The 14802-nt window shown below is 49.4% G+C and carries 21 protein-coding genes; 15 read left to right on the top strand and 6 right to left on the bottom strand.

Features of this window, described 5'->3' with window-relative positions; all coding sequences use genetic code 11:
* Positions 1-17: 17 nt before the first annotated feature.
* The 6 genes from KNO92_RS11575 to KNO92_RS11550 all read left to right on the top strand — a co-directional run bounded on the left by KNO92_RS11575 (position 18) and on the right by KNO92_RS11550 (position 3955).
* A complete protein-coding gene (locus KNO92_RS11575) occupies positions 18-674 on the top strand; it encodes a redox-sensing transcriptional repressor Rex (protein WP_015880579.1) in 657 nt (218 codons plus the stop codon).
* Positions 674-892, top strand: coding sequence for a twin-arginine translocase TatA/TatE family subunit (gene tatA / locus KNO92_RS11570; protein WP_251127110.1), 219 nt, complete (start codon positions 674-676; stop codon positions 890-892). Before KNO92_RS11575 ends, tatA begins: the two co-directional genes overlap by 1 nt.
* A 3-nt stretch (positions 893-895) precedes the next feature.
* Positions 896-1684 carry a twin-arginine translocase subunit TatC gene (tatC, locus tag KNO92_RS11565; protein WP_214761444.1) on the top strand — a complete coding sequence of 263 codons (789 nt, stop codon included), beginning with the start codon at positions 896-898 and terminating at the stop codon, positions 1682-1684.
* A 131-nt stretch (positions 1685-1815) separates the two neighbouring features.
* On the top strand, positions 1816-2109 hold the full coding sequence (locus KNO92_RS11560; protein WP_214761442.1) for a hypothetical protein: 294 nt from the start codon (positions 1816-1818) through the stop codon (positions 2107-2109).
* A 37-nt stretch (positions 2110-2146) separates the two neighbouring features.
* Positions 2147-2437, top strand: a complete 291-nt coding sequence (locus KNO92_RS11555; RefSeq protein ID WP_214761440.1) for a hypothetical protein — start codon at positions 2147-2149, stop codon at positions 2435-2437.
* A gap of 171 nt (positions 2438-2608) precedes the next feature.
* A complete protein-coding gene (locus KNO92_RS11550) occupies positions 2609-3955 on the top strand; it encodes an FAD-dependent oxidoreductase (RefSeq protein ID WP_214761438.1) in 1347 nt (448 codons plus the stop codon).
* A 35-nt stretch (positions 3956-3990) separates the two neighbouring features.
* On the opposite strand, the gene KNO92_RS11545 is transcribed toward KNO92_RS11550, so the two are convergent.
* A complete protein-coding gene (locus tag KNO92_RS11545) occupies positions 3991-4173 on the bottom strand; it encodes a PspC domain-containing protein (RefSeq protein WP_074032578.1) in 183 nt (60 codons plus the stop codon).
* An 84-nt stretch (positions 4174-4257) separates the two neighbouring features.
* The gene (locus KNO92_RS11540; RefSeq protein WP_214697045.1) at positions 4258-5190 is read right to left on the bottom strand and encodes an ABC transporter substrate-binding protein; all 933 of its coding nucleotides are present in this window, start codon (positions 5188-5190) and stop codon (positions 4258-4260) included.
* A gap of 122 nt (positions 5191-5312) precedes the next feature.
* Here KNO92_RS11540 and KNO92_RS11535 point away from each other — a divergent pair, with 122 nt between their 5' ends.
* The 5 genes from KNO92_RS11535 to KNO92_RS11515 all read left to right on the top strand — a co-directional run bounded on the left by KNO92_RS11535 (position 5313) and on the right by KNO92_RS11515 (position 9290).
* Positions 5313-6293: a FecCD family ABC transporter permease gene (locus KNO92_RS11535; protein WP_214697044.1), complete on the top strand. Its 981-nt coding sequence runs from the start codon at positions 5313-5315 to the stop codon at positions 6291-6293.
* Positions 6290-7336, top strand: coding sequence for a FecCD family ABC transporter permease (locus KNO92_RS11530; protein ID WP_214761436.1), 1047 nt, complete (start codon positions 6290-6292; stop codon positions 7334-7336). Before KNO92_RS11535 ends, KNO92_RS11530 begins: the two co-directional genes overlap by 4 nt.
* A complete protein-coding gene (locus KNO92_RS11525) occupies positions 7333-8139 on the top strand; it encodes an ABC transporter ATP-binding protein (protein ID WP_214761434.1) in 807 nt (268 codons plus the stop codon). The genes KNO92_RS11530 and KNO92_RS11525 overlap by 4 nt, the downstream gene beginning before the upstream one ends.
* Positions 8140-8234: 95 nt before the next feature.
* Positions 8235-8708 carry a hypothetical protein gene (locus KNO92_RS11520; RefSeq protein ID WP_214697041.1) on the top strand — a complete coding sequence of 158 codons (474 nt, stop codon included), beginning with the start codon at positions 8235-8237 and terminating at the stop codon, positions 8706-8708.
* A 3-nt stretch (positions 8709-8711) separates the two neighbouring features.
* A complete protein-coding gene (locus tag KNO92_RS11515) occupies positions 8712-9290 on the top strand; it encodes an NADPH-dependent F420 reductase (RefSeq protein ID WP_214697040.1) in 579 nt (192 codons plus the stop codon).
* Between the two features lie 38 nt (positions 9291-9328).
* Here KNO92_RS11515 and KNO92_RS11510 read toward each other — a convergent pair whose 3' ends face one another.
* Complete coding sequence (locus KNO92_RS11510) at positions 9329-9664, bottom strand: TM2 domain-containing protein (RefSeq protein WP_214697039.1); 336 nt, start codon at positions 9662-9664, stop codon at positions 9329-9331.
* Positions 9665-9768: 104 nt separating this feature from the next.
* Here KNO92_RS11510 and KNO92_RS11505 point away from each other — a divergent pair, with 104 nt between their 5' ends.
* Positions 9769-9927, top strand: a complete 159-nt coding sequence (locus tag KNO92_RS11505; protein WP_015880595.1) for a hypothetical protein — start codon at positions 9769-9771, stop codon at positions 9925-9927.
* The gene (locus tag KNO92_RS11500; protein ID WP_214761432.1) at positions 9924-10322 is read left to right on the top strand and encodes a hypothetical protein; all 399 of its coding nucleotides are present in this window, start codon (positions 9924-9926) and stop codon (positions 10320-10322) included. The genes KNO92_RS11505 and KNO92_RS11500 overlap by 4 nt, the downstream gene beginning before the upstream one ends.
* 36 nt (positions 10323-10358) lie before the next feature.
* Here KNO92_RS11500 and KNO92_RS11495 read toward each other — a convergent pair whose 3' ends face one another.
* Positions 10359-11594, bottom strand: coding sequence for an MDR family MFS transporter (locus KNO92_RS11495; RefSeq protein ID WP_214697037.1), 1236 nt, complete (start codon positions 11592-11594; stop codon positions 10359-10361).
* Between the two features lie 99 nt (positions 11595-11693).
* On the opposite strand from KNO92_RS11495, the gene KNO92_RS11490 reads away from it, so the two are divergent.
* Together KNO92_RS11490 and KNO92_RS11485 are read left to right on the top strand one after the other, a co-directional pair.
* Complete coding sequence (locus KNO92_RS11490; RefSeq protein ID WP_214761430.1) at positions 11694-13319, top strand: ABC transporter substrate-binding protein; 1626 nt, start codon at positions 11694-11696, stop codon at positions 13317-13319.
* A gap of 11 nt (positions 13320-13330) precedes the next feature.
* Positions 13331-13732, top strand: a complete 402-nt coding sequence (locus KNO92_RS11485) for a hypothetical protein (RefSeq protein ID WP_214697035.1) — start codon at positions 13331-13333, stop codon at positions 13730-13732.
* Positions 13733-13746: 14 nt separating this feature from the next.
* Here the strand turns inward: KNO92_RS11485 and KNO92_RS11480 are convergent, their stop codons facing one another.
* Positions 13747-13956 (bottom strand): YdiK family protein, encoded by a 210-nt coding sequence (locus KNO92_RS11480; RefSeq protein WP_214697034.1) that lies wholly within the window; start codon positions 13954-13956, stop codon positions 13747-13749.
* 16 nt (positions 13957-13972) lie between these two features.
* Complete coding sequence (locus KNO92_RS11475; RefSeq protein ID WP_084156048.1) at positions 13973-14668, bottom strand: CPBP family intramembrane glutamic endopeptidase; 696 nt, start codon at positions 14666-14668, stop codon at positions 13973-13975.
* Between the last annotated feature and the right edge of the window lie 134 nt (positions 14669-14802).

Here is a 14802-nt window from a genome sequence, read left to right as displayed (position 1 = left end):
AAAGGAGGCTCTTTCCGTTGAGTCAAAACGAACCAAAGATTCCACAAGCGACAGCCAAACGGTTGCCACTATACTATCGATTTATTCAAAGCCTGCACGCGTCAGGTAAACAACGTGTCTCTTCAGCAGAACTGAGTGAGGCGGTCAAGGTCGATTCGGCTACGATTCGCCGTGATTTCTCGTACTTCGGTGCGCTCGGTAAAAAGGGATATGGCTATAACGTGCAGTATCTGTTAGACTTTTTCCGAAAGACACTGAATCAGGACGAGATTACGAATGTCGCCTTGGTCGGGGTCGGTCACCTTGGGACGGCATTCGTCAACTATAACTTCCTTAAAAACAATAACACACATATCGTCGTCGGGTTCGACGCAGACGAGACAAAAGTCGGCACGACGATGTCAGGCGTCCCAATTCATCACGTCGATGAGATGGAACAAATTATGAAGCAAAACAAGATTGACGTCGCCATTTTGACGGTACCTTCTGCCTATGCACAGTCCGTCGCAGACGACTTGGTCCGTTTCGGTATCAAGGGCATCTTGAACTTCACACCGGCACGACTTACCGTACCGGACACGGTTCGCGTCCATCACATCGATTTGTCGATTGAGCTGCAGTCACTCATTTACTTTATGCAACACTATCCAACCGCTGAGGGGGTCCATCAATAATGGAATTACTAGCATCATCACTCGTCGTCGGGATTCCGGGTGGGGCGAGTCTATTCATCATCGCCATCATCGCGCTCATCATCTTCGGACCGAAGAAATTACCGGAGTTTGGTCGCGCGGCCGGACAAACGCTTCGTGAGTTCAAAAATGCAACGAACGGCATGATGAACGAGCACGACGAGAACGACAAGAAAGTTATCGAAAAGAAAGAGCAGTAAGCCATGAATCATCAACCTGATCAAGAGCGGGAACTCACCGATCACTTGACAGAGCTGCGGAGACGACTGATGCTATCTGCATTTGTCGTCTTTGCCTTCTTTTTGATGGCTTTGCCGAGTGTCAAATATGTACTCGCGTACTTGCAAGAAGATCTCGTCGAACGCGGGCTCGAACTGAACGCCTTTGGGGTCGCGGACCCGCTCATGATTTACTTGAACTTGGCGCTCATCATCGGCCTGATTGCGGCGAGCCCATTCCTACTGTATCAAGTGTGGGCGTTTGTCGCACCCGGTCTGCATCCGAATGAACGAAAAGGTACGCTCGCTTATATCCCGATCATCTTCGGATTGTTCTTAATCGGCCTTGCGTTCGCCTACTACTGGTTATTCCCGCTCGTCCTCGATATCTCGACGGACCTCGGGCAAGACCTTGGGCTCGAACAAATCATCGGGGCGAACAATTACTTCACGTTCTTGTTGCAACTGACGATTCCGTTCGGTCTATTGTTCCAATTGCCGGTCGTGACAATGTTCTTGACCCGGATTGGTGTCGTGACACCATACTTCTTATCGAAGATTCGTAAGTATGCGTACTTCGCGCTATTTGTAGTCGCAGCATTCATCACACCACCGGATTTGACGTCGCACCTTATGGTGTCATTGCCACTCTTCTTCCTATATGAGATTAGTTTATCGATTTCACGCGTCACCTACAAAGGGGTGTTGCGCCGAGAGAAAGAAGCGATGGTGCAAGAACAGATGGATTTAATGAAACAGATGAATGAGAAATAAGCATCGTTCCGTAAATGGGACGATGCTTTTTTTGTCGTTTCAAGCTGATGTCATGCGATATGAGTAATTGAGATAATTTTCCATTTTATGTGTTACAATAAAATGAGTCGCACAGTGAAGAGGGAGACACGATGATTCGAGAGTACAATGGAGAAGTCCTTGTATTGCTAGGCACTATGACAACCATCCTACTGTTTTTCTTAGTTTTCTCTATAAAATCTCGATTACGACGTCAATTCATCGTCTCGTCGTTGCTACTCGTGACTGGCTATATCTTCTTTCTTGTCGGAATGACAATCGTACGTGATTGGGATGCACTCGGTTGGCTTGCACTAGGGCTGATCTTGTATGTACTTGGTATGATTCTTCACGTTGGCATTGTCATTTATCAGAAGCTGAAAATAAGACGTGAGGGACAGTCTTGAAAGCGTCTTTCCAATCAAGTTATGGAGGTAAATAAGGATGAATGACATCACCATGTTGCTCGTACTGCTGTTTGGACTCACACTAGGAGTCATCATTTCAACGTATCAAATGATCCGAACGAAAAAACAAAGGCCTTTTCCATTCATCTTGAATACAGGATTGACTGTAAGTGGCTATATGCTACTTATTGGTAGTCTGACGTTTGGGTACGGCTGGGGAGCATTGTGGTGGGCGGTCGTAGGGCTCGCTATGAACGTCTTCGGTTTGATCGTGCATCTATTTCTAATAAGCTATCATCTTTTGAAAAAGCGACGAGTCCGGTCATGAGAATGAGCGGATTTTTTCTGTTCAAACTTTAGACACTTTTACGTGAAATAGTGAGCATAGTCATTGAATTCTATATTGTGAAATAGTACACTAAGTTCAAGAAGTAAATGTGATATTTATCACAATATAAAACGAAACGTACTGTCTAACATAAAAGGAGAGACGACTCATATGAAAATCGCAGTCATCGGATGTACACACGCAGGAACAGCAGCAGTCAAAGGATTACTCGCCAAGCACGACAATCTCGATATCACCGTTTACGAGCGGAACGACAACGTCAGCTTCCTCTCGTGTGGGATTGCGCTCCACGTCGGTGGGGTCGTCCAACGTGCGGAAGAGCTATTCTATTCGTCTCCACGTGAACTTGAAGAACTCGGTGCGACGATGCGCATGAAACATGACGTCTTGTCGATTGACTCCGAAGCGAAGACGGTTCACGCCAAAAATCTGGAGACCGGGGAAGACGTGCATGACACGTATGACCGCTTGATTGTCACGACGGGTTCATGGCCGATCGTCCCAACGCTCCCAGGAATCGAAATGAATGGAATCGAGCTCTGTAAAAACTACGCGCACGCCCAACGCATCATCGAGCGGGCGACAGATGCGACGAAGATTGCCGTCATCGGAGCAGGTTACATCGGAGTCGAACTCGTCGAGGCGTTCGAAGCATACGGAAAACATGTCACATTTATCGATAGTGCCGACCGCATCTTAAACAAATATCTCGACAAGTCGTTCACAGATCCACTAGAAGCGGACATGACCAGTCGCGGGATCGACCTTGAACTTGGTCAGACGGTTGAAGCGTTCCGTGGAACAGAAGGGAACGTCACACACGTCGTGACGGACAAAGGTGAATTCGAAGCGGATCTCGTCATCCTCTGTGTCGGATTCCGTCCGAACACAGGACTGTTAGAAGGGCAAGTCGATATGCTTGGGAACGGCGCGATCATCGTCGACGAATATATGCGTACGAGCAACCCCGATATCTTTGCGGCAGGGGACAGCTGTGCCGTCTACTATAACCCGGTGCGTACACACGCTTATATCCCACTGGCGACGAATGCTGTCCGTATGGGGACGCTCGTCGCGGAAAATATGATGCAACCACGCGTTCGCTACCAAGGGACGCAAGGAACATCAGGACTTCGACTCTATGACTGGAACATCGCGTCGTCTGGTCTGACGGAAGAAGCGGCATCATTATTCGGACTCGACGTAGAAAGTGTCGTCATCGAGGACGCGTATCGTCCGGAGTTCATGCCGACCGCAGAGAAAGTCGAATTCAAACTCGTCTATGAAAAAGGGACACATCGCATTGTTGGTGGACAAATGTTATCGAAAGCGGATTTGACGCAAGCGGTCAACACGCTCTCCCTTGCCATCCAAAACGAGATGACGGTCGAAGAACTCGCGTACGTCGACTTCTTCTTCCAACCGCACTACAACAAACCATGGCACTTCTTGAACAGCGGAGCGCTTGAAGCGATGAAAGATAAAGTGAATGCCTAACAAAAAACGCGGAAGCTAACAGCTTTCGCGTTTTCTTATAGATAGCGTGGTGCATCTTTCATGGAATTCGTTAAGATCATATAAAGAAGGAAACTCCCAGGGAGAATCAAAAAGATGAGTCGAACTCCGATTGAAGAAATACCAAAGTATTCAGCAATTCCACCGCATACTCCAGACAGAGAGCGGTCCGTCGCGGACTTACGAAGTGTACGTTGCATTGCAAAGCTCCTTTTGAGTGGATATGTAAATTTTACCATATGTATGTATGAAAAAGCGCACCAATGCAATTGGCGCGCTACTGATTATTTCAACATGTCGACGAGTTCATCAAGCACTTGGTTGGCAGAAAGGACGCCACCCGATGTGTTCCAGATGTCATCACTGACCTCTGTTACTTCGCCTGCTTTGACGGCATCGAGGTCTTTCCATAACTGGTTCGACTGCCATTCTTCGGCTGTTTTTGATCCGTCTGCTCCACCATAGGTGAAGTAGACAATATGATCGCCAGCCATCTCTGGGATGCGTTCCATCGTGATTTCTTCAGCGAACTCGGTACGATCTTGCGAAGCTGGGCGTTTTACTCCGATATCTCCTAAAATGACACCCGAGAAGCTATCCGTGAAGTAAATGCGTGACGCACCAGGAAGGAAGCGGACGACCGAAAGTTCTTTGTTCACAGCGTCTCCGAGTTCAGACTTTGTGTCTTCGACATGCTGATCGTAAGCTGCCAACACTTCGTCCCCTTCTTCTTCAAGGTTGAGTGCGTTCGCATAAAGGGCGAAGTTTTCTTGCCAATCGCCTTTCAGTGTTTCTGACATGACTGTTGGCGCGATGGCGTTCAATTTGTCGTAGATGTTCTCTTGACGAAGTTTTGTTCCGATGATGAGATCTGGCTTAAGTTTCGCGATAGCCTCTAAGTTGACTTCACTTTCTGTCCCGACTTCCGTTACATCTGTCATTTCAGACTCGATGTGTGGGTACCACGGGTCACCGTTCCAAGATTTGACGGCCCCGACCGGTTTGATGTCAAGGGCGAGAAGGGCCTCTGTCCCTTCGTTCGTCAAGACGACGACACGTTCCGGATTTTCAGGCACATCCGCCGTTCCCATTGCGTGTTCGATTGAGCGAGTTGCCGTCTCTGAACTTGTACCGTTCTCTGTATCCTCTGACCCGCCGCAAGCAGCGAGTACGATGGTTAAGCAAAGCGTCAGTAACGCAAGCATCCACTTTTTCATTTAAAATTCTCCTCTATGTAAGTGATTTTCCTACCTGACTATAAATGATAATGATTCTCACTGTCAACCCCTTTTTATGGAACGCAATATTTGCTATGGTAGGAAAGGAAAGAAGTGAGGACATGAAAAAACCTTGGATCAAATTACTCTTCTTGATCATTTGCTTACCAATTTTAAGTTATGTCAGCTTACGTGTCGGTGTCATCGTAGTCAGTCATGAAGATGTGATGACATTTCAAGCGAATGGTTCATCACAGGCGATGATTGCATTAGCAGACAATCGCATCCCACGTACAATCGTGGCGTTACTCGTTGGCAGTGTGCTCGGTCTCGCCGGTCTCATCTTTCAACTCGTGACGCGTAACCCGCTCGCATCTCCCGATATTTTGGCTGTGAACGCAGGTGCGAGCCTGGCCATCGTGCTCGTGACCCTTTTTGGGTTTAGCAGTATCGCTTCATTCACGACAGCTTCGCTCATCGGAGCGTTTATCGCCGGTGTGATTGTGTATCTGCTAAGTGCGAATGGTGGGAACGTCATGTATATGACACTTGCGGGTGCATCGCTCGCTGCTCTATTCAGCTCATTCACTCAGTCGATTATCGCTTATGAGGAAGGAGCGCTCGATGAGGTACTGTTCTGGTTGACCGGGTCGGTCGCTGGACGTTCGCTCAGTCTTGTCGAGGTCTTATTGCCATGGATGATGGGGGCGGTCGTGCTCGTCCTGCTTCTCAGTAAAGAGCTTGAGACGTTATCGCTCGGAGATCAGGTCGCACGTTCGCTCGGACAAAATGTCGGTGTCATCAAGTTTCTCGCGGTGACACTAGCTGTCGTGCTCTCCGCATTCGGGGTGGCGCTCGCAGGACCGATTGCATTTGTCGGCCTGCTCGCTCCCCATTTGGCGAAATATGTGTTCGGAACGGCCTTTTTCGCTCGTCTCGCAGGCAGTGCCCTGATCGGAAGCGTCCTGTTGCTTGCGGCCGATATTTTAGGACGAGTCATCCTGTTCCCACGTGAAGTGACGGTGGGCGTCGTGCTCGCGGTCGTCGGTGGGGCATTCTTCATCTATCTCGTCAGTGTCAGACAAGGAGTCTTTAAATCATGAAAACATATCGCTTTCGAAAAGGTCCCGTCTCGTTCACGCTCCGAAAGCGTGAAATCGAGTTGACCCTCCTACTGATCACAGGGTTACTCCTGTCAATCTATTTCGGGCTCGCAATCGGCGACACGTTCCTAAGCCCGGCTTCGCTCGCTGCTTTGTTCGTCGGAGCGGGGGATGCGTTCGAACAGCTCGTCGTCTTCGAGTTTCGGATGCCACGCGTGTTGATGGCCATGACTGCCGGTGCGAGTCTCGCCGTCAGTGGCCATTTGTTACAACTGACGATTAAAAATGAATTGGCCTCCCCAGAGATTTTCGGGATTGTCGGTGGCGCCGGAGTTGCGACAGCCACGTTTTTCACCGTCTTCACGGATGAGCGAACGAACCAACTGTCGGTCCCGCTCGCTTATATCCCGATTGCCTCGTTTCTAGGGGCAATCATTGTCGGCATGTTCCTCTTTTATTTATTAAAACGTGGAGTTCCACCCGTCCGTCTTGCCCTCGTCGGGATTGGAATCAGCATCTTCTCGCAAGGGATTGTTCAGTTCATGATGCTCGCCTCGAACGTCTATCGGAAGAACGATATCCAACAATGGCTTACCGGTACTGTGTACGCCGCGACGTGGAATCAATTGAAGATCATGGTGCCGTTCGTGCTCCTCTTTTTATTGGCGGCCTTTTTGATTGAACGTCACGTGCGCCCGCTCCATATCAGTGAGGCGACGGCGACGAGCATCGGCGTTCCGGTACGCGGGATTCAGCGTGGAACGCTATTGCTATCGTGTCTACTCGCCGGGATTGGTGTCGCCTTCGTCGGCGCGATCGGGTTTGTCGGATTGATGGCACCTCATATCGCCCGTCAAGGATTGAAGCTCCCTTACGTCTGGGCGACGCTTCTTGTTGGGGCAACGATTGTCGTGTTGGCGGACGTACTCGCCCGGACGATTTTTTATCCGTACGAGCTACGGACCGGGGTGATGACGGCTGTCATCGGAGCACCGTATTTCTTCTATTTACTTCGACGAATGATGAAAGGAAGTATGAGATGAACACATTTGATTTGAAACAAGTGACCATCGGATATGAACAGAAGACGGTGCTCGATCAATTATCGTTCTCCATTCCACATGGGAAAATCACCGTCCTTCTCGGCGCGAATGGATGTGGGAAGTCGACGCTCCTTTCGACGCTCGCGAGACAGCGAGATGCACTAGGCGGGGAAATCGCATTTCGAAACAAACCGCTCGATTCGTATCGGGCGAAAGAGGCGGCGCGACTCATGGCATTTATGCCGCAAGTAAACGTGGCACCGGATGGATTGACCGTCGAACAACTTGTCCGCTTCGGTCGTTATCCGTATCAGACGTTCTTCAAACGATACTCGGAAGACGATGAACGGGCGGTTGAGCGGGCACTCGCCTTCACGGATACAGTGTCGCTCCGTGACACGCTCGTTAGCAACCTTTCCGGTGGACAAAAGCAACGGGTGTGGATTGCGTTGGCACTTGCCCAAGAGTCGGAGACGATTTTGCTCGATGAACCGACGACATACTTGGATATGTCGCACCAAATCGAGATTTTGGATTTAATGTATCGATTGAATCGGTTAGAAGGCAAAACCATCATCATGGTACTTCATGACCTCCATCTCGCTTGTCGCTATGCCGATCATGTCATCGCTCTCGCAGGTGGTAACGTGTATCGAGAAGGCAGTCCGAACGATGTCGTCGACGAGAAATTCATGAAAGACGTATTCGGTCTCAAGGTCGTCGTGACTGAAGACCCGCTATATGGAACACCGCTCTGTGTACCGTTTTCGCACTACGAGTTGAATGAAAAACGACCGACCTGAACCTAGTCTACGGACTAGGTTTTTTTACGGAAAAGCAGGGAAAAGAGATAGGGTAAGTGCGCGTCGTATTTTTTACCTTAGAGGAGGAATTTTTCATGGCTAAAAAGGAAAAACAACCGTATCACATCGTCACGTTCACGTTCCCGGAAGAGGCGATCTCGTATCAGGCGTTCAGTAAACTGAAAAAGTACCATTCGGATGGGCTCGTCGGTTTTGAACAATTGGTCGTCATCAAGCGTGAAGAAAACGGGGCGTTCTCGTTTGAGGATGCGGCGCAGCTCGCACCCGTCAACAAATCGACGAAAGGTGCGCTCATCGGGATGGCGGTTGGGATCCTCGGAGGTCCGTTCGGAATCCTGTTCGGAACACTCACAGGTGGTCTCATCGGTGGCACGAAAGACGTGAAGCATATGCAAGGCATTCAAGATACATTCAAACGGACGGTCGGTAATATCGAACCCGGTCAGACAGGTGTCATGGCCATCGGGGAGGAATTCGATCCATCGATTTTAGACGGGCTCGCAGAAGAGTATGGAGGAACGGTCACACGGACAGACGAGGAGTTGTGAGACATGAAACTCGGAATCTTAGGTGCCGGGAAAGTCGGGCGCACGCTCGGGGAGCAATTCGAACAGGCCGGTTATGAGGTGTTGTACGGAACACGTACGGAGCGGGAAGGGACGTTGACGTTACAAGAAGTCGCCTCAGCAAGCGATGTGCTCCTGCTCTGTACGCCTTTTGCGGCAGCGGTCGATCTGCTGCCGACACTTGATGGACTGAATGGGAAAGTGTTGATTGATGTGACGAATCCAATCGCCATCGAGTTTAACGAAGTCGAGCGCCCTGATGGGGTGTCGGGCGCGGAGTATTTGCAGAGACTCGTTCCCGATACGAAAGTCATCAAAGCGTTCAACCAGACGGGTGTCGAGAATTTAGGCAACCCGGACGGTTCTGTCATGTTCGTCGCAGGAGATGATGAAGAAGCGGTACGGATTGTCGTCGAGTTATCGAACAAGATCGGCTTCGATACGCATCCGCTCCATGGGTTGAAGCTTGCCCGTGAACTAGAAGGGTTGGCGTGGCTATGGATTCATTACGCGGTGAAAGAACGGAAGACACGAGATTTTGCATTTTACTTAAAAGAACACTAAAAACGATCGGGGCGAGTAGCCTCGATCGTCTTTTTTGATTAGAACCCTGTGTAGCGGTCAGAGCGTGTTTGCAGTAGCTCGATCGTCTCACGTTCGATTTGTTCGACTTCGCGCTGTTGCCAACCTGGCATGAGAAACGCATCGACGAGTGCCCAGATTCCTGTGATGATGGCACCGAAACCGAGCGTCAAGACGACGAGGAGGACCATCGCAATTCCTGACCCAATCTTTTTGAAATAAAAGCGATGTGCACCGAGTGCACCGAGGAAAAACCAAAGTAAGTACGCGACGAGTAAGCTGCGCTTGCGCTTCTCGACTTCGCTATTGACGAGCTGCATTTCTTCCGTCGTCAAATCCATGCGTGACACATTCATCGGATTTCAACTCCCTATCCATAATTGTTATAATAAGTTCGGACTCTAGTATATCGGAAAATGGATTTGTTTCCATGATTTCCTAAAAAGAAAAGAGGTTTGCTATGCTTTTTCCGATTTTGACGTTCATCGTCGCGTTTGTTCACGTCGTCGGTGGGGCGATTGCGCTGTATCAATATCCACAATATAAACGAATGGCCATCAGTGCCATCGTACTCGGATTCGTCTACGGTGGGTTGACTGTGGCTGTGATCGGGTTATGAAGTGGGGGGCAAATGGACCACTTCGTTCGCGTCTTCACATGCAGAGTGGCTATCAGTTGGGGACATATCTATTTTTAGGTCTCATCATCTTTGATTTACTTTTAGGTGACGTTCCGAGAATCTCATTTGCGATGTATGCCTTGTTCTTTTACTTTTGGCAACGGGAACGTGTCGAGAAAGAAGACAAGGCGTTAGCCGAAAAGATAAAGCGGAAGTCGGATGAATGGACGATCACACTCGTCATCTTGCTTTGCTTCGTAGGCTATGCCGTCTCACTCGGTTTACAAGAACCTTCTATTTCATTGCTCGAGCTGAGCATTTACGGCTTCTCGACAATCTTTTGTATCCGGGCGTTGACATTGATTTATGCGATGCACGAAGAAGAGCTCGACTAAAACCCATCCCTTCGCATGAGAAAGGATGGGTTTTATTTAAGAAACCGCTCGTCGTAGGACGAGCTTTTCTTTTACATAGATGCCGCTATAGACGAGGAAGCAGCCGAAGCTGACCAACAGTCCGATATAGACGCTCATCATGAACGGTGTGAGAAGCGATCCGATCAAAATCGTCGAACGTGATAAGAAGTCGGCACCGGCGAACGACGTCCCGGCAAATGCTGAATACGCACCACGTCGGTCTTCTGGCATCATGTTCGCCTTCTCCGTATTTAACACCGGAGAGTACAACAATTCTCCGAACGTGGCAATCAGCATGAAGCCGAGAAGAAGCATCATCGAATTCGCGCTCGTGATGACCGCGTAGCCGATTGTGTACAACGCGAGCCCGCCGAGAAGCGTGTGCTTGTTTGAGAGACGGGAGGCGAGACGTTGAATGAAGAACGTCAACGCGACGACGATGAGCGTGTTCTCGATTTGAATGAGACTCATCATCCGCACCCCGTTGATCGTCCATGATTCAATCGAGAGCGGTTCAAATGAATCGGCGAGTCGGACCGCGACATAACTACCCATCGAGAACTCAGCGGCGAGGATACACATCGAGCCGAAGACGACTTTGACGAAAGGACGGTCACGCCAGGCAATTTGATAACTTTGGAACACGTCGACGAAGACGAGGCGAAGCTTTTGAGAGGTCCACGTCCGTTTCGTGTCTTCGAGGAAAATGGCGTACGCGATCGGCAACATGCTCGACGTGAACGTCAAAATCCAAAATAGTAACAGCTGATTGCTGACATAGAGCCAGCCTCCGAGCGCCGTCCCAATAGTGATCGATAAGTTGATCAACCAGTAATCGAGCGCGTATACGGCTTTTCGGTTCTCCGGCGTCGTCGCATCGATGATGATCGCGCTCATCGCCGGCCGACCGAGGTTATTTGTGACCGTGAAGATCGTATAGGCGATCATGAAGACGATCATCTGGTCGAACTGGAGACTGAGTGTCATGACGAGAAACATCGATGCTGTGAGGCTAGCCGTCAACACGAGGAGTCGCTTCCGTGAAAATTTATCAGCGAGGTATCCCCCAATTAACCCGATGACGTATCCGAGACAGACGAGCGAGACTAAGAAGACGCCCGCAATCCATTCGTTAAACGCTTTGACAAAGAGAAGTGCCATGAACGGCATGATGGCGAATGAGACCGAACGATTGAAAAATGATGTCACGAGTCGAACTTTAATTGGCTTAGGTATATCTTTCCATTTCATCTTGTCACCTTCCATTCTGTACCTGTATGATAAACAAGACAATGGATTTGAAAAATGGACGATATGGGGAAAAGATGTCCACTTTTAGGGGGATGCGACGTGGATGCATATTTATTTCGATTGTGGAAAGAGTGTCGGGACGGGGCGTACACGATTTCTGATATGGCGGAAGCTATCCATTTAAGCCCGAAGCAGACGAAGCGTCATTTGGCACGATGGCAAGAGGAAGGATGGCTCACGTATACGAGCGGACGCGGTCGCGGGAATTTGACGCGACTTGAATGGCTGCGACACGTGGAGCGCGACTTGGCGAAACAGCTACTCGAACGCATGGAGAAAGAGTCGGTCGAGGCGGTGACGAGTCAGCTCGAATGGGACTGGTCGCCTGCGCAGGCAGGGCGCTTCATGCGCCAGCTTGAGAAGAAGTTCGGTTACGTCCAAACATCGAGCGATGCGCTCATCATTCCGCGCCGTCGTCACTTTTTAACGACACATCCGCTTGAGGCGGCTGACATTCATAGCGCCCACCTCGTCCAAAACGTATTCAATCGTCTCTTCATGATTGACGCGTCCGGAGAGGTCACAGGAGAGCTCGCCCATCATTACGAATGGCAAGGAAGTACGCTCGTCTTGTTTCTTCGGAAAGGCGTCCGTTTTCATGACGGATCGCTCATGACGAGTAAAGACGTGACGAAGAGTTTACGCACACTCGTTCAGTCGGATGTGTATCGCTATATGTACCGGCACGTCCGGCACATCGCATCGAACGGCACGTATCGCGTCGATGTCACGCTCGACCGGCGCCGAAATTCCTACATCCCGAAACTGTCGATGATTCATACGAGCATCGCGAAAGGGAGCGTCGGGACGGGTCCGTTTCAATTGGATCGCCACGACAAGGAGAAGACGGTCCTTCTCGCCTTTGAGAATTACTTTGGGGTACGGGCGCTCCTGGACCGGGTCGAGTTCATCAAAGTGCCGGACGGATATGACCCGACGTATCGAATCTCGTCGCGGGATTCCAAGGAGACCGGACTGATCTCGACACCGTCCGGATTCGGGCTTGTCATCTTAAACAGTCATCCGCATAGTGTGTTCGCGAATGAAGAGGCGAGGCATTATATGCATCGCTTGATTGCGGAGATTCGTCCGGAAATCGGGACGTTGAATGAGCGAAGAACACCGAACGACAGAGGTTTTCTCGGTTTGCTGAGTGAGACGTATGATGTTCCAAAAGGGGCACCCGTCACGTTCGACCGTCCGATACGAATCAAACAGACGGACTATACGAACGATACGACCGATTGGATTGCCGAGATGTTGACGCGTCATGGGATTGCCTATGAGTTCGTACCCATCAGTTTCAAAGATTCGATTCACGACAAAACGTATTATGAATACGTCGACCTGGTCGTTCACGGGGAAGTGTTCGAACGGAACGTGACGCTCGGGTTCGAACAGTTTATGACGAACGAGTACTCGCCTCCGCATAAAGTGTTCCCTTATATCGAGGGGATGGCGGAACGGATCGAACAGTATGACGACTTGCCGTTTGAGGACTGGTTGCCCCTGCACCGCAAGATTGAGCGCGAGTTGAAAGAAAAGTCGTACTTCATCCCGCTCTATAATGAGGAGCGGACGATTCCGTTCCCGGTCGAGCTAAAGGACGTCTGTGTCGACTTGTTCGGTTATTTTGATTTTGCAAAACTATGGATTCCGTCGTAAGGAGGGGTATGGTGCGTAAGAAGTTACTCATTGGGTTCATGATCTTTTTTGTAGGACTGTTTCTGTTCGCGCTATGGGATGGTGTGTTTCTTAGCATAACAATCGTGGGTCTAGGATTCACAATCTATGGTTATCGACACGAAGAAATTGAAAAGCTTGAGGAAAAGGTGACGAAGAGAATCATGAGACAAGTCGATGCGACACTCATGAGCATCACGATTTACGGTTTGCTGGTCATTGGCGTTATCATCAATTTCTTCATGGATGAACCACAGGTTTCATTGATTGATGCCATTTATGTATTATTAGGTGTGGTGTTCGGTCTGCGTGGACTACTCATTCGGAGTGTCTATCAAGAGGAAATACAGGATCAATCGAAAGTTACAACCATAAGTAAAACCCCGAGCTCGTAAGACTCGGGGTTTCGTTATGCGGATTTGTCCGTGCCTTCTTTTTTGACTTTTCGGGCGAGTGCCAAGATTTGATACACTTTGAAAAAGTCGTAAGCGGCGACGGCGATGATGAAGTACGTCCAGAAGCTGAACCCATACTCTTGTACCGAGAAGTACGCGAGGACGGTGAACAACACACCGAACGAGAGACTAAAGAGCAACATCACTTTTAATTGTCGCGGCATAACTGCCACCTCATTTCTACATTAAAAATAGTACGAGCATCACGAGCGCGTTGTTGAACGCGTGGATGGCGATTGGCACGATCAATCGTCTCGTTTTCGCATACGCGTATGAGAACGCGAAGCTCATCGCGATATACACGAGGAACCGATTGTCTTGGTGGATGAGCGCGAATAGGATCGAACTGACCCCAAAGGCAATCCAAAATCCGAAGCGAGCGTTCAAGTTTCCGAACAAAATATGGCGGAAGAGAATCTCTTCGATAATCGGTCCGAGCAAGACGACCGGCAAAATCATGAGTGGAATGACTTCCACCATCTCGGCAATATTTTGTGTGTTCATCGACTCGACCAGTTCACCAGAGATGGCCGTCTCAATCAAGTTCGCCACGATGACAAGTCCATATTGCATCAAAATCCCGAGGCCGATCCATTTGACCGTGTCGTTCAAGTTCGACTGGATGCCTTGCGCCTTGTATTGTTTCAAGTCCGGCCAGATGAGTAAAATCGACAGAACAATCGTCACACCGAATCCGATGGCGAGCCAGAGCCCGACGAACGTTTCTGTTAACCATTCCGGTCGCACTTCGCTAATCACGAGCGGAAACAGTTGGACGAACGCATATAGTAAAATCGGGGTGAGGTGCCGGAGACGAATGTTAGGCGCCATCGAAAAACGGGTATTTATCGATTGGTTTGAGTTTAATGTAGCCAATTCAACACGTCCTTAATCATAAGAATGAACCTACCTTTTTCTCATTGTAACAAATAAGTTCTCTTGACCGCGAGTAGGAGCATTTTTTGATGTTCCCCACTTGATTTTTTAATCGTCCCATACTACACTTATCA

Source organism: Exiguobacterium sp. s129, assembly GCF_018617585.1.
GTDB classification, from domain to species: domain Bacteria; phylum Bacillota; class Bacilli; order Exiguobacteriales; family Exiguobacteriaceae; genus Exiguobacterium; species Exiguobacterium aestuarii_A.
This window is presented reverse-complemented; position numbering and strand designations above follow the sequence as displayed.